The organism is Tractidigestivibacter sp. (assembly GCF_050946515.1).
In the GTDB taxonomy this organism is placed as follows: Bacteria; Actinomycetota; Coriobacteriia; order Coriobacteriales; family Atopobiaceae; genus Tractidigestivibacter.
In genome coordinates this window covers 1-19,789 of the sequence record NZ_JBMNUX010000011.1, presented here as the reverse complement: position 1 = coordinate 19,789, position 19,789 = coordinate 1, and the positions used below count along the sequence as shown (strand labels likewise).

Here is a 19,789-nt window from a genome sequence, read left to right as displayed (position 1 = left end):
TGGCGGTTTGTGTGGCGAAATCCCCCCAAACGAAGGATTGCTGGTATTCAGTAAGCTTTCAGGTAAGCGCGCATACCCTCAATCCCCTGAGGTCAGAGACCTTGGAAAGTTTGCCATTGCTCAGGGTGCCTCCAAGAGGGCGCGTCACCAAGGGGTCATAGTGGGGTACCATCAGGGCATGGATACCTTGTTTTCAGATGCCGAGCGTCAAAAGCGCTCGAAATATGCGCCACTCGCCGCGCGAATGCGCCCCCAGACGCTCGATGGATACGTCGGACAGACCAAGGCCGTTGGTCCTGGCAGCTGGCTGCGCACGGCCATCGAGCACGATACGCTTTCGTCGGTCATTCTTTATGGTCCTGCCGGTACGGGGAAGACCACGCTCGCGCGCATCATCGCTCACACGACGCACGCCGAGTTCGTTGAGGTCTCCGCTGTTACAGGCACGGTCAAGGACTTGCGTCGCGAAATCAGTGCGGCAGAAAGCCGCCTGCTTTCGCTGGGTCAGCGCACGATTCTGTTCGTGGACGAGATTCACCGCTTCAGCCGCAGCCAGCAAGACGCGCTGCTCCATGCCGTCGAGGATCGCACGGTCGTGCTGATCGGCGCCACCACCGAGAACCCCTACTTTGAGGTTAACTCGGCGCTCATCTCCCGTTCCCGCGTCGTGGAGCTCGAGCCGCTGGACGACGACTCCATTCGCACGCTGGTGACGCGCGCGCTTACCGACGAAAACGGGCTTGGGGGAGCCTTTACGCTTGACGACGATGCGCTCGACGAGATCGTCACCCTTGCGGGTGGCGACGGTCGCGCGGCGCTGACGTCTTTGGAGCTCGCAAGCCAAATGGCCGCTCCCGCCGGCACCGCAAGCGCGGAAGAGCCGATTGCCATCACGCGCAGCCACGTGCTCGAGGCAAACCCTCGCCACGGCCTTTCCTATGACAAGGCTGGCGACATGCACTACGACATCATCTCTGCGTTCATCAAGTCCATGCGCGGCAGCGATCCCGACGCGGTGCTCTACTGGCTTGCGCGCATGCTCGACGCAGGGGAGGACCCAAAGTTCATTGCCCGCCGTATCTTGATTTGCGCTTCGGAGGACGTCGGCAACGCAGATCCTCAGGCAATCCTTGTGGCTGCCGCAGCGTTTAAGGCGACCGAGGTCATTGGCATGCCCGAATGCCGCATCAACTTGGCACAGGCTGCAACCTACATTGCGCTTGCCCCGAAATCGAATGCCGCCGAGGCAGGGATTGACGCTGCGCTCAAGGAGGTCCGCGAAGGACCACGCCGAGAAGTGCCCAACTACTTGCGCGACCGTCATCGTCCCGGCTCCGACGAGTATGGCCCCTACCTCTATCCGCACAACTACGACGAGGGATGGGTCGATCAGCGCTACCTGCCCGAGGGGCTTGAGCGCGGTTGCTTTTACCATCCTAGCGGACGTGGCTGGGAGGCGTGGCGCATTGAGGCCCGGGGTCGCGAGCGCTGGGACGTAGACGACACCCGCGCCCAAAAGGATCCCGCCTCCAAGCAGGACTCCAATTCAGAGCCGCCCGCAAGCCCCGAAAGCGGAGCCACGAATCCCAACGAGAAGAACTAGCGGCTCAGCTGCAGGCGATGTTGGCCGGCAGAGCTGGCGGCGGCAAGCTTACGTCTGTCGCCGCATTTATTTGCCGCCGACCTCAGAAGTCACATGCCCCGTGACCCCTGCAAGTCACGACGCAAAAGCGACAGGTTAGTACAATTTCGCCTTCAAAATCCTCTTTCAGATTGTAATGAGTCTTGATAAACGTGGTGCAAGACCACGCCAATGCTTGAGGGAAGGGGATTCTCATATGAAGAAGTCAGCAATAGTAGCCGGCCTTCTTGCTGCGACGCTTGCCATGCCGCTCGTTGGGTGCGGCGGCTCGAGCTCCAGCACGTCGACGGACACCTCGTCCAGCTCGTCTGCCACCACGACGACTACAACCTCCGACAGCTCCAGCTCAACGAGCAGCTCCGACTTCGACGCCAACGCCTTCTACGTTGGTCAGTGGCGCGGCTCCGTCGAGATCACCGGACAGACCGTCTATGGCACCGCCGGCGGCACCGAGCAGATGCTCGACGTGATCATCAACGAGGACGGCACTTGCGAGGTCACGCCGCTCGAGGCGCATGCTGATCTGCTCACCGACACCGGCACCTGGGAGGGCACCGAGGACGAGCTGACGCTGCACCTCACCGACAAGGACATCACGCTCACCGTTGTCGACAAGGCAACTCTTGAGGGCAACGCCGCTGACTTCGGCATCTCCGACTTCGACACCATCGACTTCGATTTCTACGGCTAGACCAGCTGTGGGGGCGCGTAAGCGCCCCCTTGGAGTTCTTGCCTGTACTTCAGCGCCAAAGCGTTGGCGCGCAAATCTTGGAATAACGCGCATAGCTGAAAGGGTTTGGGAAGACCCTTCGGCAGATTTTTCTGGCAGGGGCCCGGGAAGCCCGCTGCCTAGACAACGCGTGCGCACGGCAGGGGCCCGGGAAGCCCGCTGTTGACTCTTTGCCTGATGGGGCCTGGGAAGCCCCTGACAGATTTTAGCAAGCAGGGGTTTGGGAAGACCCCTGGGATTGTTGCATGTCTGAGGCCTGGGATGAGTCCTCAAGACAAAAAGGCGTGGGAGGAGAAACCACTATGAGCATTACCCGTAGGAACTTCCTGGCTGCTTCCGCTCTGACGGCGGGCCTCATGGGCCTCGCCGGCTGCTCGACGGGAGGGTCTGCTGCAAATGACGCCGCGTCGGCGCCGGCAGCCGACAGCTACCCCATCGACCCCGATGGCGACGACGTCGAGGCCAAGTGGGCGAGCGAGGAGACCCGCGATGGCTGGACCCGTTACACCCAGGACGGCGGCGCCACGATCGGCGTGATGGACACCGCGAAGGTCATCCAGGTGGACGGCTACGCCTTCCGTGACATGAACGGCGACGGAAAGCTGGAGCTCTGGGAGGACTGGCGCCAGAGTGCCGACGACCGCGCTCGGGCGCTTGCGGAGTCGCTCGAAGCAGACGACCTCTATTCTCTGGTGTTTGCTGGGGGAACGCAGTCGTCCCAGGTCACTACCGACACCGAGTCCATGGACTACATCGAGCAAGGCTCTCGTTCGGGAGTCTCTCGCCTACAGACGACGCTCGATACCTATGCGTCTGACGTTGCGTGGATCAACACCGTGCAGGAAACTTGCGAGAAGAGCGAGCTCGGCATCCCGTACCTGAACTACTGCGACCCGTCCCCCTTCTTCGACGTTCCCGACTCCGTCGGTCTTGCGGCCGCCATGGACAAGGACCTCTGGCGCAAGGCGGGCATGTGGCAGGCTCGCGCATGGCGCGCGGCTGGCGTCCGCTGCGAGCTGGGACCTCAGGTGGACGTGTACTCCAACCCTATTGGCGTGCGCCTGGCGGGCTCCGTTTCCGAAGACCCTGCCCTAAACCGCGACTTTGCCCAAGCGTATGGCGGCGGCATGCAGTCCACCTGGGGCGATGACGACGCCACGGACGACCAAGGCTGGGGCGACCAGTCCTGCGCCGTCATGCTGAAGCACTACGTAGGGGAGGGCTGCCCCGAAGGCGGGCGCAACGACCACCAAGACTCGGGCAAGTGGAACGTCTTCCCCGGCTCCAACTTCAATGCGCATCTGGTGCCGTTCCTCGATGGCGGAATGCACCTTGACTCCAAGACCGAGCAGGTGGCAGCCATCATGCCTTGCTATGGCATCGCCTATGACCCCAATGACGACAGCCTTGGCGAGCACGTCGGCTCGTCCTACTCCGCGCACAACATCTCGATCCTTCGCAACGCCGGCTGGGACGGCCTCATAACGACCGACTGGATGATCCTCGAGAATGCCGACCATGGCGTGAAGGACCTCACGGTCGAAGAGCGCATGACCAAGCTCATGGAGAACAGCATCGACCAGCATGGCGGAACCTTCCAGCCCGACGTGGCCGAGTCGGCCTACAACATGATCGTGGAGGAGAAGGGCGAAGACGAGGCGCTTTCCATCTACCGCGAGCATGCTCGTCGCACCTTCAAGGTGATGGCCGAGCTTGACCTCTTTGACCAGCCCTATTCCGATCGCTCCGCCTGCAAGGAGATTCTTGAGAACGAGACGGCGGCAGCGTTTGGTAAAGAGGCCAACGAGAAGTGCGTCGTCATGATGAAGAACTCCGGCAACGTCATCTCCCAGGACGGCATCAAGGGCAAGGTCTACGTTCCGCAGGTTCTCTCGAGCGGCATGGGCATGATGATGCCGGGCATGGCGGCGACGGCCACGGTTGGCTATTCAATCGGCGACGAGGAAACGCTCGCTTCCTACTTCGACGAGGTCGTCACCGACACCGTCGCCGACACCTTCACTGGGGACCCTGACGATTCCGGCAACCCTACGCCAACCGAGGCAGACATCACCCGGCTCACGGCGGAGGATCTGGTCGATGTGAAGTACGCAGTCATTAGGGTCCAGAACCCGCAGGACGCGTACGGCGGCGTGACGGGCGGCCCGCAGTTCTTTACGATGCCTGGCGCATCTACCGAGGTTGAGCCTGCGGTCTACTATCCAATCACCTTGCAGTACCGCCCGTTTACGGCCGATGGCGACTACGTGCGCCAGGAGTCGCTGAACCCGACCGACGAGTTCGGCGTCTACGAGAACCGCTCCGTCTATGGGAAGTCTACCTACGCCACCAACGAAAGCGACCTTGACCTCGTGCTCGACATCAAGAGCAAGCTGCCCGAGGACGCCAAGCTCATTCTCATCGTGGCCGCTTCGAACCCGATGGTCTTCTCCGAGATCGAGCCTGCGGCAGACGTGATTCTGATGGGCTGGGGCATGGGGATGAACGGACTGAGCGACGACGCCTACCTCAGCGTCATCACTGGTCAGGTAGAGCCCTCCGGGCTCTCGCCGTTCCAGATGCCCGCCAACATGGAGACCGTCTTCACCCAGGACGAGGACGTGCCGCGTGACATGGAGTGCTACACCGACTCTGACGGCAACACCTACGACTTCGCGTTCGGCATGAACTGGTCGGGCGTGATTGACGACGACCGCACCAAGACCTACAAGGCCTCTCCGCTGACCCAGCCAGAGGCCGAGGTCAAGGCAGACGAGTAGGACTTGCCCTCATGCAAGCCTGAAGCAGTTCCCCTTTCCTCCCTTTATCAGGTATTGCCGAGGGCTAGCGGGGCGGGGGCCGAGCGCGGTATGCTCGGTCCCCGCTTCTCTGTCGAGCGCCATGATGTGGAACGTGCGTGATGCGCGCGGGGGTGGGGTCGCGTTCGGCTATCCTAGCGTTCGTTTTTTGACGTCGAGCACGGCAGCGAGGTTGAGTCTATGTCCCAAGCGAAGACCGAAGGGCGCAGGAGCGGCTGGAGCCTCTTCAAGAAGTTTCTCGCCTACTACAAGGGCCAGGTCCATATCTTTGTTGCAGACATTATCTGCGCGACGGTGGTGGCCCTTATCGATCTGGCATTTCCTCGCATCCTCCGAACGCTTACCAACGGGCTCTTCACGCAGGGCGCCAATGCGATCATGGACGCTCTGGGCTACCTCACGATTGGGCTTGTCGTGATGTACGCCGTCCGCTTTGGCTGCCGCTACTTCGTCTGCTTCTGGGGCCACGTGATGGGCGCGCGCATGGAAAGCCGCATGCGCGAGGACCTCTTTGACGCCTACGAGCGCATGAGCTTCTCGTTCTTTGACCGCAACAAGTCGGGCGACCTCATGAGCCGCCTGGTAAACGACCTCTTTGACATCTCCGAGGCGGCGCACCACGGTCCCGAGTTCATCTTGATCGGCCTTGTCGAGATCATCGGGTCGTTTGTGATCCTGGGATCGATAAATGCCCAGCTCACGATTTGCATGGCAATCGTCCTCGCGGTGCTCATCGCCTACAACCTGTGGGCAAACCTGCGCATGCGCGCAGTGTTTCGCGAGAATCGCGTGCGCATCTCGGGCGTCAACTCTCGCCTTGAGGACAGCCTCGCCGGCGCCCGCGTGGTCAAGAGCTTCGCGGCGGAGGACCTCGAGCGCGACAAGTTCCGCACCAGCAACGATGCCTACCTCAACTCCAAGGTGCGGATGTACCACGCGATGGGCCGCTACCAGGCGGGCATCGCGGCGCTCATGGGCATCCTCTACACGGTGATTGTCTGCCTAGGAGGCTGGCTCATCGCGCAGGGCCAGATGCAGGCGGTCGACCTTGCGACCTTCGCGCTCTACATCTCGCTTTTCACGACCCCCATCGAGAACATCCTCAACTTCACCGAGACCTTCCAGAAGGCCATCGCGGGCTTCCGCCGCTTCCAGGAGATGCTCGACGCGCAGCCCGACATCAAAGACGCGCCAGGCTCCAAGCCCATCCGCGTGACCGAGGGAGCCGTCAGCTATCGTGACGTGCACTTTTCGTACAACAGCGAGGACGGCGAGGTCATCCACGGCCTCAACTTGGACATTCGTCCCGGCGAGACGATTGCGCTCGTGGGGCCATCCGGGGGAGGCAAGTCGACGACCTGCTCGCTTCTCCCGCGCTTCTACGACGTTGACTCCGGCGCAATCACGATCGATGGCCAGGACGTGCGCTCGGTCACGCAGAAGAGCCTGCGAGAGGCAGTCGGCCTCGTGCAGCAGGACGTTTACCTTTTTGATGGGACCATCGCCGAGAACATCGCCTACGGCCGCCCCGACGCCACGGCAGACGAGATTCGTGCCGCCGCTGAGCGCGCGAACATCGCAGAGTTTGTCGAAGAGCTGCCCGATGGCTACGAGACCCAGGTGGGGGAGCGCGGCACGCGCCTCTCCGGAGGCCAGAAGCAGCGCATCGCCATTGCCCGCGTCTTTCTCAAGAACCCGAAGATCTTGATCTTGGACGAGGCGACCTCGGCGCTCGACAACGAGTCCGAGCGTGCCGTGCAGGAGTCGCTTGGCGAGCTCTCGCGCGGACGCACGACCATTGTGATTGCGCACCGCCTCTCCACCATCAAGGGCGCCGACGAGATTGCCACCATCGACAACGGCCGCGTGGTGGAGCGCGGAACTCACGACGAGCTCATGGCCAGGGGCGGCACCTACGCGAAGTACTACAAGATGCAGTTTGGCAACGTGCTGGACTAGTGCGGACGCCCCGAGCCCGAGCACTTGCCCCGCTCGCGCCTCTGACGGCTGGCCGCACGACCGAGAAACGAAATGGGTAGAATGAGCTCGTACATATGGCGCGTCAACGCTTGGCTTAGCCTGGCGGGCGCAGAGGAAGGGACATAGGATGAGTCCTCTTGACATTGCTCTTGTCGTGCTCGTCGTAGTGGCCGTGTGGGCCGTGGTTGAGCTTGCGCTCACCATTCGCAAGACGCGCGCTTCCGTCGAGGAGGTGACCAACTCCGCCAACCAGGCCATCGAACAGATTCAGCCGATCATCGACAAGTTCGACGGAATGGCGGACGACCTCGATCCTGCCGTCAAGCAGGTGCAGCCCCTGATGGGCAAGGCCCTCGACGCAGTTGACAACGCAAACGCGAGCCTTGACAACCTGAACAACATTCTGGGTGACGTATCCACTGTCTCCGGGACAGCCGCCAACGTTACCGAATCTGTCAGCCATGGGGCCAGCGTCGCTGCCGGCGCCGTCGTCGGCGCGGTCTCGAAGCTCACAGGCCGCACTGCTCCCTCTCAGGGAAAGCTTGCTGATGGCGGGGCTGCCGCCGATCAAGCCGACAAGGCAGATGAGAAATCCGAGAAGCCGAGGGTTGCGTATGTAACGTATCCGACCGTTACGGCCGAGGATTCAAAGCCTGCAGAAACAGCTCAGGACAAGGCAGACTACGTGCCTGCGCACGCAGCAAAGCCGTCCGAGACGAACGATGCAGAGTAAGGGCGTGGCTATGACTTCTCGAACTGTTACCCTAAACGTACCTCCCGAGGCGCAGTTTGCGCGAACCGTGCGCATGACGGCGGCCAACCTGGCCGTGTGCTGCGGGATGAATGTCGACGACGTGGAAGATGTCCGCATTGCTGCCGAGGAGGGCTTTGTCTATGCGTGCGCAACGCGCCCCCAGACCTGCGACATCGCCTTTGAGCTCGCGTCCGACAAGATGGACATGGACTTCACGTTGGGCGAGGAGGACCCCGACGAGGCGAGCGACGCCTCTGGCGAGCCGCAGCCCATTGACCTGATCGAAGTCCTTCTCGACGCCGTTTGCGACGACTACTCTCTGGGTCCCGATGGGATGACCCTTCATCTCTCGAAGAAGATTGGTGCCGAGAATGCCTAACTCTCGCAACGCCACAGATACTCAAGACGCCCCCAAGGTCGAGTCCATTACCGCGGGAAACGAGGACGTGGCCAACGTCTCGGATGCCCAGACGCCCGAGAAGGGCAAGGCTGCAGGCGAGGCTTCCAACCTGGATGGTGAGGCCAAGAAGCGCGAGGAGGAGCGTGCCGAACGTGCGCGCCGCCGCTCGCTGCGCCGGACTCCCAAGGGCAAGAACGCATGGGACAAGGAGCGCACGTGCAGGCTCTTTGAGCAGTACAAGGCCACAGGAGACCCCGAGGTACGCGATCAGCTGATCGTGAGCCACCTTAACCTGGTGCGCTTCCTCGCCTCCAAATTCAAAAACCGTGGCGAACCGCTGGACGATCTTATCCAAGTAGGCACGATTGGTCTCATCAAGGCAATTGATCGCTTTGACCCCGACCGCGGCCTTGAGTTCACGACTTACGCAACGCCAACCATCATGGGCGAGATCAAGCGCCATTTCCGCGACAAGGGGTGGTCGGTGCGCGTGCCCCGTCGCCTGCAGGAGCTCTCTGCGAAGGTGAACCAGGCAAACGACGAGCTCACAAACGAGCTGCAGCGCAGCCCCTCAGTCGAGGAGATTGCTCAGCGCGTGGGGACGAGCGTGGACGAGGTGCTTGAGGCGATGGAGTCGTCGAGCGCCTATAGCTCCGTACCTCTTGAGGGCGGGTCGTCCTCTGACGACGACGATGCGCCGTCCGTGATCGATCACTACGTCACCGAGGACGAGGCGCTTGCGACGTCCGACGACCGCATCGTGCTCGAGGATGCGATCCGCGACTTCTCTCCCCGCGAGAAGCAGGTCATCCGCATGCGCTTCGTGGACGGTCTCACGCAGGTCGAGATTGCCAAGAAGCTTGGGATTTCGCAGGTCCAGGTCTCGAGGCTGCTGCGTCGCACGCTCAAGCGCGTGCAGGACAAGATTGACCCAGAAGGTCTGATGAACAAATAGCATCGCTCCGTACGCGGAGGCACCGGATCTCTTCCGGTGCCTCTTTCTTTCCGCGGCGGGTAGCTGCGTTAGCCGCCACGCGCCCCCACGCGTCCTCAACGCGCCCCACACAAGCGCGCTGAGGTCCTGCCCTGCCTGCCAACTTGCGCGACCTCTGATGCCGCAGAAGTCGCGCAACCTGGCAGCGTCTCAATGTGTGGGGCTGGCGAAGAAACGACGCAGCACGTTGTGCGGGGCGCCCCTCTCGCTCAGCCCCTCTGCCTGCGGTTCCTCTGCGCCGGGAATCTCATCGTGCGGGCTGCGCCTGGATGCTGCGGGCGCTCTTCGCGTTGTGTGGGACTTTTCGCTGCCGCTGAGGGTGCCCGGCGAGAGGGGCTCCGCAAAGCCGCAGGTAGAAAAATGGCACATTGCAGATAGCATTATGGGAGGTCCCACACAACGGAGTTGGTGGCTGGGACGGATCGCCCGACTCCACACGACGCGACTCGCTACCTGTGGAAACGTCGTAGGCTCCCACACTTTCGAGCATGCCAATTCGGCGCCGGTCCCACACAACGCGCGCCTGCCAACTTGTGCGACTTCTGATGCCGACTTTGCCAAGCCGCGCGACCTCTGATGCTCTGCCTGCCAACTTCAGCGACCTCCGGTGTCGCATAACTCGCGCAACTTGGCAGGTGGGGCGGTCATTGCCGTCGTGCGGGGCTCGTCAAGGTCGTGGCGGCCTCGTGGCGGTCCAACGTGTGGGGAGAAATGGGGCGACAAGCTGGTAGAATGAAGTGCTTTTTGTCGAAAGGGATGCAACGTGGACGAGCAGGGCGAGCAATCCGACAGCAAGTCAAGCAAATGGTCGCGACGCGCAATCGTGGCATGGGCCATTGTCGGCATCATCGCCGTCTTCGTCCTCGCCATCCGCGGCCTGTCGATGGTCGGCGACGCCGTCGAGCTGCTGGTCATGGGCATCATCGTCGGTTTCATCTGCAGCCCGCTCACCAACTCGCTGGAAGACCGCAGGGTTCCGCGCGCCCTCTCGGCATTCATCGCCCTTCTCGTTGTGGTCGCTGTGCTCGCCGTGGTGATCGTCGTGTTGGGCGGAACCTTTATCCAACAGTCAGTCGAGGTCCTTCGGCAAGTGCCTGCCTACGTTCAGTCGGTGCAAGACGCTCTCGCTAGCTTCTGGCAGAGCTATGGCACATCAGACAACCAGCAGCTGCAGGCCATGGTGAACTCGATCGTCGCTGCGGTCTCCTCTGCGGGCAGCTCACTAGCTTCCGACGCGATGCGCCAGCTTACCTCCGGCGCCGTCGAGGGCATCGCGGACGCGCTCGATAACTTCGTTAACTTCTTTCTGGCCCTTGTCCTGGCCTATTGGTTCGCGAAGGACTACCCCGTCATCGTGCGCGAGCTTGCCGTCATCGCAGGTCCCTCGCGCCAAGATGACATGACGCTCTTGCTTGCCGTCATGAGCCGATCGATGGGCGGCTACATGCGCGGGCAGCTAATCTGTTCGATCATCAATGGCGCAAGCGTCTGGATTGGCCTTTCGCTCTTGGGCCACCCCTACGCAAGCCTGATTGGCATCATCACGTTCTTCCTGCACTTCGTTCCCGTAATCGGAACCTTTGTCTCGGCTGCGCTGGCTACGCTGCTTGGTCTCTTCGTGAACCTGTGGGTTGCCATCTGGACGCTCGTGATCATGGTGGTTGCGGCGAACGTGACCGACAACCTGATCTCTCCTTTGGTCATGCGCAAGGCGGTCAAGATTCACCCGGTGCTCTCCATCGTGGGCATCGTTATCGGCAATTGCCTGGGCGGCATCGTCGGCATGGTGCTTGCCATTCCGCTGACGGCCGCCATACGTGGCGTCTTTGTCTATTACTTCGAGTCTCGCTCCGGCCGCCAGATCGTCTCCTCGAATGGCGCCCTGTTCCAGAGCACCCCGTACGTCGACAGCAGGGGAAACGCCCGAGCGGTCTTTGACGCCCTCGACGACGACAAGTTCTTCGAAAGCACGCGCCTCGTCACTCCCCAGCAAGCGATTGGGGAGTCCGCCGCGCGTGAAAACGGTGTGTATACGCAAGATATGAGTAAAAATAGAAATGTTTTGAACGAAAAGCCCACGGGAGGCAGGCAAGCCGACGACGCGTCGGCCCCAACCGAGGCGGGACGAGGAGAGAAATGAGCACGCCCGACTACAAGACCATGACAACCGCGGAGATTCGCGAGGACTTCCTGAAGTTTTTTGAGGGGAAGGGCTGCAAGCTCTACCCGTCCTCATCGCTGATCCCCGATGATCCTTCGCTGCTTCTTGCCAACGCCGGCATGAACCAGTTCAAGGAGTACTACCAGGGCACCAAGACCATGAAGGAGATTGGCGCCTGCTCCTGCCAGAAGTGCCTGCGCACCAACGACATCGACAACATCGGCGACGCCCGCCACCTGTCGTTCTTTGAGATGCTGGGCAACTTCTCCTTCGGCGGCTACACCAAGGCCGACGCCATCGCGTGGGCCTGGGAGTTCTGCACGAGCCCCGAGCACTTGGGCCTGCCCGCCGACCGCCTGTACATGACCGTCTTCGAGGACGACGACGAGGCCATCGAGCTCTGGCATGCCCAGGGCGTGCCGTACGACCACATCTCTCGCCTGGGCGCCGAGGACAACTTCTGGGCCGCCGGTCCCACCGGCCCCTGCGGTCCGTGCTCGGAGGTCTACTTTGACCAGGGCCCCGCCTTCGAGGGCGAGAAGCCCGGCGACGACGGCGACCGCTACCTGGAGTTCTGGAACCTCGTCTTCACGCAGTATGACCGCCAGGAGGACGGCTCGATGCCGGACCTCCCGCACCGCAACATCGACACTGGCATGGGCCTCGAGCGCATCGCGGCAATCATGCAGCACGAGGGCTCCAACTACGAGGGCGACGTCCTGCGCACGCTGATTGGCGTGGGGGAGCAGCTCTCCGGCAAGGCCTATCACCACGACAAGGCCACCGACAAGAGCCTGCGCATCCTGGCCGACCATAGCCGCGCCGTCTCGTTCATGATCGGCGACGGCATCCTGCCCTCCAACGAGGGCCGTGGCTACGTCCTGCGCCGCCTGCTGCGCCGCGCCGTCTACCATGGCCGCCTCCTGGGCATCAAGGGCGAGTTCCTCACCACGTACTTCCACGAGGTACAGCGCCTGCTGGGCGACGTGTACCCCGAGCTCATCGAGAACAAGGCCCTCATCGAGGGCATCATGGTCGCCGAGGAGGATCGCTTCTCCGCCACCCTTGACGCCGGCGAGGAGAGCCTGAAGGCCGAGCTTGAAAAGCTCCCTGACGGAGCTCGGCTCTCCGGCGAGGTCGCCTTCAAGCTGCACGACACCTACGGCTTCCCGATCGACCTCACCCGCGAGATTGCCGCCAACGCCGGCCATGCCGTCGACATGGACGCCTTCGACCGCGAGATGAACGCACAGAAGGAGCGCGCCCGCGCCACGGCGAACCGCGACGCCTGGGGCAATGCGACCACCGTGTGGGTGGCGCTCTCCGACACCCTTCCCGAAACCGAGTTTGTCGGCTACGACGTCGACTCGCTCGACGGCTGCAAGGTCCTTGCCATCGTGCGCGACGGCGAGGCCGTGAGCTCTGCCAAGGTGGGCGACAAGGTCGAGGTCGTCCTTGACCGCACCCCGTTCTATGGCGAGATGGGCGGCCAGGTGGGCGACACCGGAAAGCTCGGTCCCGCTCGCGTGACCAACACGTTGCACCACGAGGGCGGCATCGTCGGCCACGAGGCCGAGGTCATCGACGGTCCGCTGCAGGTCGGAGACGTCGTGCGCGCCGCGGTCGACCACGGTCGCCGCGAGCTCATCCGCCGCAACCACACCGCGACCCACCTTCTGGACGCGGCCTTGAAGCAGGTGCTCGGCGACCACGTGAGCCAGGCCGGCTCGCTCGTTGCGCCTGACCGCCTGCGCTTTGACTTCACGCACTTCGAGGCCATGACCAAAGACGAGCTCGAGCGCGTCGAGGGCCTCGTGAACGCCGAGATCTTCGCCGCCGAGCCCATCGTGACCCGCGTTATGGGCCTGGAGGAGGCGAAGGCGTCCGGCGCCGTGGCCCTCTTTGGCGAGAAGTACGGCGACGTCGTGCGCGTTGTCTCCACGGGCGACTCCGACGCGCCCTTCTCGCGCGAGCTCTGCGGCGGCACCCATGCTCGCAACACCGCTGAGCTGGGATTCTTCAAGATTGTCTCCGAGAGCTCCGTCGGCTCCAACGCCCGCCGCATCGAGGCCGTCACCTCCGCTGGCGCCATCGAGTACGTCGACGAGCGGCTGGCGATGCTAGACGAGGCAGCCGCCACGCTCAAGTGCCGCCCGACCGACGTGCCCGGGCGCGTCTCTCAGATGCGTGACGAGCTTCGCGACGCGCGCAAGAAGGTGAGCGTCGCCAAGGGTGCCGCCACCGGCGACGTCATCTCCGCCGCGCTCAAGAACGCCGCCGACCTAGGAGCGTATCGTTGCGTCTTCGCGAGCGTCCAGGGCGTCTCCGGCAAGGACCTGCGCAGCGTCTGGGACAGTATCCGAGATGGCGCGAACGGAGAGCCTATCGCCTGCGTCATCGCCTCTACCACGGCCGACAACAAGGTCGCGCTTCTCGCTGCTGGCACCGATGGCGCCGTGGCGGCGGGATTTGCGGCCGGCGACGTTATCCGCCAGATTGCTGGCATCGTGGGCGGTCGCGGCGGCGGCAGGCCCAATATGGCTCAGGCTGGCGGCTCCGACCCGTCCAAGGTCGACGAGGCATTGGCTGCTGCCCGCACGGCAGTCGGCGCCTAAAGGTCTGTCATGCGAGCGTTGGCGCTCGACATAGGGGAGAAGCGCATCGGCATTGCCGTCAGCGACCCAAGCGGTCGCGTCGCCTCTCCCGTCTGCGTTCTCCCTGCCCCCGAGGTCCTCTCGGGGGCTCGGAGCTTTCGACGCGTCCTTGAAGATTGGGAGCCTGACGTGCTGGTTTGCGGTCGGCCCCTCACAATGTCGGGCGAGGAGGGTCCCCAGGTAGCACGCATCAAGCGTTGCGCGGAGCAGATTGCCGCTCAGGCGGGTCTCCCCCTCGAGCTTGTCGACGAGCGTCTTTCGTCGGCCGAGGCAAAGCGTATTCTTCATGAGCAGGGACTTTCCGAAAAAGAAATGCGCGGCAAGGTGGATATGGTTGCCGCGTCGCTATTTCTCCAGTCGTGGCTTGATGCCAAGCAGGCGCGCGCTGAGAAAAAGAGCTGAAAGGGGCTAGACATGCCCAGCACGAACGAGAGCAACAACCGACGACCTTCTCACTTCGCCAAGCTGACAAGGCATGACGAGCAGGGTCAGCGGCCCACGCCCCGCCAGGAGCCTGCGTCCGGCACGTCTCGGCCGTCGGGTCGCAGAGTGGCCGACGTCCCGCGCACAACGAGAGGCGCGACCACCAAGCGCATTTCCTCTCGCTCCGCTGCGGTCACGCGCAAGACCCACGGGGGAGCAACGCCTCGACACCGCAGCGGACGCGACCCGCGCCAGCGTGTTCTTCTCGCTGCCATCGGCGCTGCCGTGGTTCTTGCGGTTGCGGCAATCATCTTCTTTGTCGTAGTCCCCGTCTTCACCGGCAGCGATGACAGCGGCACCAGCCAGGTGGCCTCTGGCCAACAGGTCGAGGTCACGATTCCCGAGGGCTCAAGCACCTCGTCGATCGCGCAGATCCTCGTTGACGCGGGCGTCATCACGAGCTCGGAGGATTTTCTGCAGGCGGTGCAGAAGCAGGGCGTCGAGCAGCAGCTCAAAAGCGGCTCGTATACGCTGCTCACAGGCTCGAGCACTGACAATGTGATCGACCAGCTTGTGGAGGGGCCCAACTCGACGGCGTCAACCATCACGGTTCCCGAGGGCTACACCGTCTCGCAGGTGGCATCTCTAGTCGAGGAGAAGTTCGGCATCTCGACCGACGACTTCCTCGCTCAGGCAAAGGCCTCAAACTACGTGTCCGACTACGCGTTTCTCGCCGACGCACAGGACGACTCGCTCGAGGGGTTCTTGTTCCCCAAGACCTATGACTTCTCGGGCCAGACCGTCACGGCCGACCTCGTGATTCGCACCATGCTGAGCCAGTACCAGACCGAGGTCGCGTCGCTCGACTTTGAGAGCGCGCGCTCCGCAATCGAAAGCCGCTACGGCATCACCATGAGCGATTACGACATCTTGACCATGGCCTCGATCATCGAGAAGGAAGCGCTGACCGAAGACGACCGCCCGCTGATTGCCTCGGTCTTCTACAACCGCCTGTCCTCGGGCATGCAGCTGCAAAGCGACGCCACGCTTGCCTACTCGCTTGGTCGCGAGGTGACCGCCGACGACCTGACGCAGGACGACCCCTATAACAGCTACCTCAACAGCGGCCTTACCCCGACGCCCATCTGCAATCCCGGCTTGGCGTCAATCGAAGCCGCGATGAGCCCCTCTGACACCAACTACTACTACTTCTATATCACCAGCGACGTTCACGCGTTCTCCGAGACCTACGAGCAGCACCAGCAGGTCATCGCGGAGAACTCTTAAGGACGCTGGAGCCACGATGAAGTCTCCGTTTTCCGCATGGCGCTATGTGTCAACGGTCGACCTGATCGACCCCGCCGAGCTCGCCTCCCAAGGCGTGCGCTTGCTGTTGGTGGACCGTGACAACACGCTCGTCCCGCGAGACACGCGCACGCTCCCTCCGCAGGTGTGCGACTGGGTTCGAAGCGTCAAGGACGCCGGCATCGCGTTCTGTCTGCTCTCGAACAACTTCCATACGCAGCAGATTGCGCAGACGGCCGCCGAGCTTGGCTGCCAGAAGGTGGACCATGCCATGAAGCCCGCGCCAATAGCGGTGTGGCATGCCATGGCAAAGATGGGCGTTGGAGCTGAGCAGACGGTCGTGGTGGGCGACCAGGTCTTTACCGACCTTCTTGCGGGCACGCTCTCGGGCGTGCGCACGATTCTTGTGCGGCCACAGTCCACGACAGACCTCTGGTACACCCAGATCTTCCGCATTGGCGAGCGCGTCGTGCTGGGAGACGTCCGTTTTGAGGGCGAGTAGTGCAGAGCCCGAGCAACCACCCCGTGCAGGGTCCTTCTCGTTTTCTGGCCGCGCCGTGGCGAGGCCCTCTCCATGCTAGAATCGACCCGATACCATATGGCTTTTGGAGAGTTGAGTTTAGTGGGCGACGCACAGGGCTGCTGCTATGTCACGCACGAGGGGTGTGACCATATCTTCTTCGTCGGTTTTCTCGGAGCGGGAAAGACCACGCTGGCGCGCAACCTCGGTCGCCTGTTTCAGCGACCCTACGTCGACACTGACCAGCTTGTCGAGCGCGAGCTTGGCATGTCGGTGACGGAGATCTTCTCTTCGCTGGGAGAAGACGCCTTTCGCGATGCGGAGACCATGGTGCTGGGCAGGCTCAAGGGCAAGAAGTCGCTCTTGGTAAGCTGTGGCGGCGGCATCGTGGAGCGTCCAGTTAACTGCGAGCTCATGCACAAGATGGGAACCGTCGTCTTTCTGGACGGCGACCTCTCAGACTCGCTTCGGCAGATTCGCCGCCCTGACCGCCGTCCCGACCTTGGCGACAAGAAGCACGCAAGCGAGCTCTACCGGCATCGCCGACCGCTCTACCAAAAGGCTGCCGACATTACGATTGACATCAGGAACAAGACGTTCGAGCAAGTGGCCTGCGAGTCGGGCGAGCTGCTTTGGGAGAAGGGGCTTCTGTGAGCGAAGAAAACGAGCAGATAGACGAGCAGGTCGAAGAGGCTGGTGGGCTGAGCGAGGCTCCCGTGGGACCGGAGCCAACCGCAGACGAGGAGGTCGCGGAGCCGCGCATCAAGCCCAAGCGCCAATGGGTGACGCTGCGCGGAAGCTCGATAGACGCGCACGTGGGAGACGACCTTCTTTCCACCGTTGGCCGCGACCTCAAGTCGTACGTGAGCAAGCCTCGCCTTGCAGCCCTTCTTGTGAGCCCCAACGCTCCTTCCGAAGCGGTCGAGAGCGTCTTTCGCTCGCTTACCGACACGGGCTTTCTTGTGAAGAAGCTCAACCTTCCGAGCGGCCGCGCGGCTGCCTCCTTTGCGACGGTGGAAGAGCTCCTCGAGGGCTTTGCCCGCATTGGGCTTTCGGGCGATGACGTGGCTTGCGCCATCGGAGACGTCTGGGGCCTCTCCGCAGCCTCGTTTGCCACTCACTCGTGGTGCGGCGGCGTCGCGTTTGACGAGATTCCGCTTGATCCGGTTGCTGCCGTCATCGCAGGACCCACGCCTGCGCCGCTTGACGTCCCGGGCGGAGAGGGCCTTGTGACGCACCGCGGCAGCGCGCGCTTTGTGCATGCCGAGCTTGACGTGATCATGGCTGACCAGGGGTCTGACAACGAGCTTCTCGCTCGCGCGCTCTTTGCCACCTCGGCAATAGCCGACAGCGACAAGGCCTTCGAGCGCCTGTGGGACCGCACTCCAGGCATCGTCTCCAATGATCGCTCCGTCGTGGCCGAGCAGGTTACGGACTGCCTCAAGAGCCGTGGCAAGATCATCTCGTCCACCTCGATTGCCGTGCGCCAGTCGATCAACTATGGCATCACCTTCTCGCGGGCGCTGCGCACGCTGGTAGGCCCCGAGGTTCCGCAGTCGACGCTCATGGCGGAGGCAATGCGCTTTGCCGGCAGGCTCTCTTGCGCGCAAGGCGCCATGACGATTGACGACATGCTGACGCAAGACGAGCTTCTCGACCGTCTTGAGCTGGGCTTTGTCACGTGCCCGGTGGACGCTGACAAACTTGCCAGCGCCATCCGCGCCGAGCGCTTCCGCCATTCCAACAAGTTCATGCTCGAGCTTCCTCGCACGCTTGGCCGCGTGCGCCTGGCCCAAGTGGACGAGGACATGCTTCGCGAGCACGTGGGCGCCTGGTGCGACAGCAGGCAGCAGGGATAATCGCCGTCGGGGGCGCTCCAACAAGTGAGGTCATCATTCGTGGCGGCCGCAGGACTGCGGCCGCTTTCAAGGGAAAGGGTCTGATTCAAATGGCAGATGCAGCGGCATGCGCCAAGCGCGTCGAGCGCTTTCGCAACCTTATGGTCCAGCGCGGCTACGATGCGGCGATACTGCGCAACAACGCAGACCTTCGCTGGCTGACTGGCGCCGAGCGCACCTTTGACGACGAGGTCGCGCACACGGCGTTCATTACTGCGGACGGCCTCTGGCTTCATACCGACTCGCGTTACTTCGGAACGTTCAAGAACAGGCTGGGGGAGAACACCCCCTGGCAGCTTGACCAGGACATCGTGAGCCCCGCATGGTGGGCGGCGCAGCGCGTTCTCGAGACCCGCTCCCGCGTGGTTGCCGTCGAGGACACCTGCGACCTTGCCTTCTACGACGCCTTCCTGAACGAGTGCTCCGCGTCTTCCACTGCATGTTTGACGCCGCGCCTGCACGGCGACATCGCGACGCTTCGCATCGAGAAGGACGCCGAGGAGATCGAGCTCATGCGCCATGCCCAGTCGATCACCGACGCTGCCTTCGAGCACATCTGCGGCTTCATCAAGCCGGGGCTTACCGAGCAGCAGGTGCGCGCAGAGCTCGAGAACTACATGCTCATGAACGGTGCCGACTCTCTCTCGTTCGACTCCATCATCGCGGCGGGCGAGAACGGCGCCAACCCGCACGCCCAGCCTGGCGAGCGCGTCATCCGCGAGGGCGACATGATCGTGATGGACTACGGCGCGGGCTACCACGACTATCACTCCGACATGACCCGCACGGTTTGCGTGGGCGAGCCCACAGACGAGCAGCGCCACGTCTACGACGTCGTCCGCCTTGCGCATGAGACCTGCGCTGCCGCGGCCAAGCCGGGCGTCATCGGCTCCGACATTCACAACCTGGCCGTCAAGGTCATCTCAGATGCAGGCTATGGCGACTATTTCAAGCATGGTCTGGGCCACGGTGTCGGTCTGCAAATTCACGAGCGCCCGAACTTCTCGCGCAGCTATGACAAGCCTATTCCGGCTGGCTCTGTCATCACCATCGAGCCGGGCATCTATCTGCCGGGCAAGTTTGGCGTGCGCCTCGAGGACTTTGGCGTCATTGCCGAAGAGGGATTCCAGCCTTTTACGCGCTCGACGCACGACCTTGTGTGCATTCCTTGCTAAAGACTTTGCGAGAATTCGGTAGAAGACAAACTCTTTGCCGCCAGCGGTTTGTGGAAGGAAACCGACCGTTGGCGGCATGCTTTGTATGGGCGTCTTCAGGTTTCTTTTGAGTTCAGTTTCGGCAAATCAAAAGCGTGCCATCGCGACCATGATTTTTCGAATTTTTATTTAAACGAGCAGGTAAATCGTTAAATTTCGAAGTGAACCCTGATATGGCTGCCCAAATTCAGACACGTTTGAAGCCGAGCTAACGAAAGCCCTAGGATGTGCCGAAAGGCACGGAAGGGCTATTGCCATGAGCAAGACGACGAGAAGGAAGTACGACCCCAAGTTC

At 62.5% G+C, this 19,789-nt stretch carries 15 protein-coding genes; all 15 read left to right on the top strand.

The window, feature by feature from the left end:
• The first annotated feature begins 178 nt into the window (after nt 1-178).
• The 15 genes from ACOYJL_RS07520 to ACOYJL_RS07450 all read left to right on the top strand — a co-directional run bounded on the left by ACOYJL_RS07520 (nt 179) and on the right by ACOYJL_RS07450 (nt 19,455).
• The gene (locus tag ACOYJL_RS07520) at nt 179-1,603 is read left to right on the top strand and encodes a replication-associated recombination protein A (protein ID WP_433569652.1); all 1,425 of its coding nucleotides are present in this window, start codon (nt 179-181) and stop codon (nt 1,601-1,603) included.
• Nucleotides 1,604-1,838: 235 nt separating this feature from the next.
• On the top strand, nt 1,839-2,333 hold the full coding sequence (locus tag ACOYJL_RS07515; RefSeq protein ID WP_433569603.1) for a hypothetical protein: 495 nt from the start codon (nt 1,839-1,841) through the stop codon (nt 2,331-2,333).
• A gap of 341 nt (nt 2,334-2,674) precedes the next feature.
• The gene (locus tag ACOYJL_RS07510; RefSeq protein ID WP_433569602.1) at nt 2,675-5,152 is read left to right on the top strand and encodes a glycoside hydrolase family 3 N-terminal domain-containing protein; all 2,478 of its coding nucleotides are present in this window, start codon (nt 2,675-2,677) and stop codon (nt 5,150-5,152) included.
• A gap of 219 nt (nt 5,153-5,371) precedes the next feature.
• The gene (locus tag ACOYJL_RS07505) at nt 5,372-7,150 is read left to right on the top strand and encodes an ABC transporter ATP-binding protein (RefSeq protein ID WP_433569601.1); all 1,779 of its coding nucleotides are present in this window, start codon (nt 5,372-5,374) and stop codon (nt 7,148-7,150) included.
• A 148-nt stretch (nt 7,151-7,298) separates the two neighbouring features.
• The gene (locus ACOYJL_RS07500; RefSeq protein ID WP_433569600.1) at nt 7,299-7,904 is read left to right on the top strand and encodes a hypothetical protein; all 606 of its coding nucleotides are present in this window, start codon (nt 7,299-7,301) and stop codon (nt 7,902-7,904) included.
• 10 nt (nt 7,905-7,914) lie between these two features.
• Entirely contained in the window at nt 7,915-8,304 is a 390-nt protein-coding gene (locus tag ACOYJL_RS07495) for an ATP-binding protein (protein ID WP_433569599.1), read from the top strand.
• The gene (locus ACOYJL_RS07490; RefSeq protein ID WP_433569598.1) at nt 8,297-9,280 is read left to right on the top strand and encodes a SigB/SigF/SigG family RNA polymerase sigma factor; all 984 of its coding nucleotides are present in this window, start codon (nt 8,297-8,299) and stop codon (nt 9,278-9,280) included. The genes ACOYJL_RS07495 and ACOYJL_RS07490 overlap by 8 nt, the downstream gene beginning before the upstream one ends.
• Before the next feature lie 802 nt (nt 9,281-10,082).
• Nucleotides 10,083-11,459 carry an AI-2E family transporter gene (locus ACOYJL_RS07485; protein ID WP_433569597.1) on the top strand — a complete coding sequence of 459 codons (1,377 nt, stop codon included), beginning with the start codon at nt 10,083-10,085 and terminating at the stop codon, nt 11,457-11,459.
• Nucleotides 11,456-14,095, top strand: a complete 2,640-nt coding sequence (gene alaS / locus ACOYJL_RS07480; protein WP_433569596.1) for an alanine--tRNA ligase — start codon at nt 11,456-11,458, stop codon at nt 14,093-14,095. The genes ACOYJL_RS07485 and alaS overlap by 4 nt, the downstream gene beginning before the upstream one ends.
• 9 nt (nt 14,096-14,104) lie before the next feature.
• Nucleotides 14,105-14,536, top strand: a complete 432-nt coding sequence (gene ruvX, locus ACOYJL_RS07475) for a Holliday junction resolvase RuvX (RefSeq protein ID WP_433569595.1) — start codon at nt 14,105-14,107, stop codon at nt 14,534-14,536.
• A 12-nt stretch (nt 14,537-14,548) separates the two neighbouring features.
• A complete protein-coding gene (gene mltG / locus ACOYJL_RS07470; RefSeq protein WP_433569594.1) occupies nt 14,549-15,844 on the top strand; it encodes an endolytic transglycosylase MltG in 1,296 nt (431 codons plus the stop codon).
• A 16-nt stretch (nt 15,845-15,860) separates the two neighbouring features.
• Nucleotides 15,861-16,364, top strand: a complete 504-nt coding sequence (locus ACOYJL_RS07465) for a YqeG family HAD IIIA-type phosphatase (RefSeq protein ID WP_433569593.1) — start codon at nt 15,861-15,863, stop codon at nt 16,362-16,364.
• A 120-nt stretch (nt 16,365-16,484) separates the two neighbouring features.
• Nucleotides 16,485-17,036, top strand: coding sequence for a shikimate kinase (locus tag ACOYJL_RS07460; RefSeq protein ID WP_433569592.1), 552 nt, complete (start codon nt 16,485-16,487; stop codon nt 17,034-17,036).
• Nucleotides 17,033-18,241, top strand: a complete 1,209-nt coding sequence (locus ACOYJL_RS07455; protein ID WP_433569591.1) for a 3-dehydroquinate synthase — start codon at nt 17,033-17,035, stop codon at nt 18,239-18,241. The genes ACOYJL_RS07460 and ACOYJL_RS07455 overlap by 4 nt, the downstream gene beginning before the upstream one ends.
• Nucleotides 18,242-18,330: 89 nt before the next feature.
• Nucleotides 18,331-19,455 carry a M24 family metallopeptidase gene (locus ACOYJL_RS07450; RefSeq protein WP_433569590.1) on the top strand — a complete coding sequence of 375 codons (1,125 nt, stop codon included), beginning with the start codon at nt 18,331-18,333 and terminating at the stop codon, nt 19,453-19,455.
• Nucleotides 19,456-19,789: the final 334 nt, after the last annotated feature.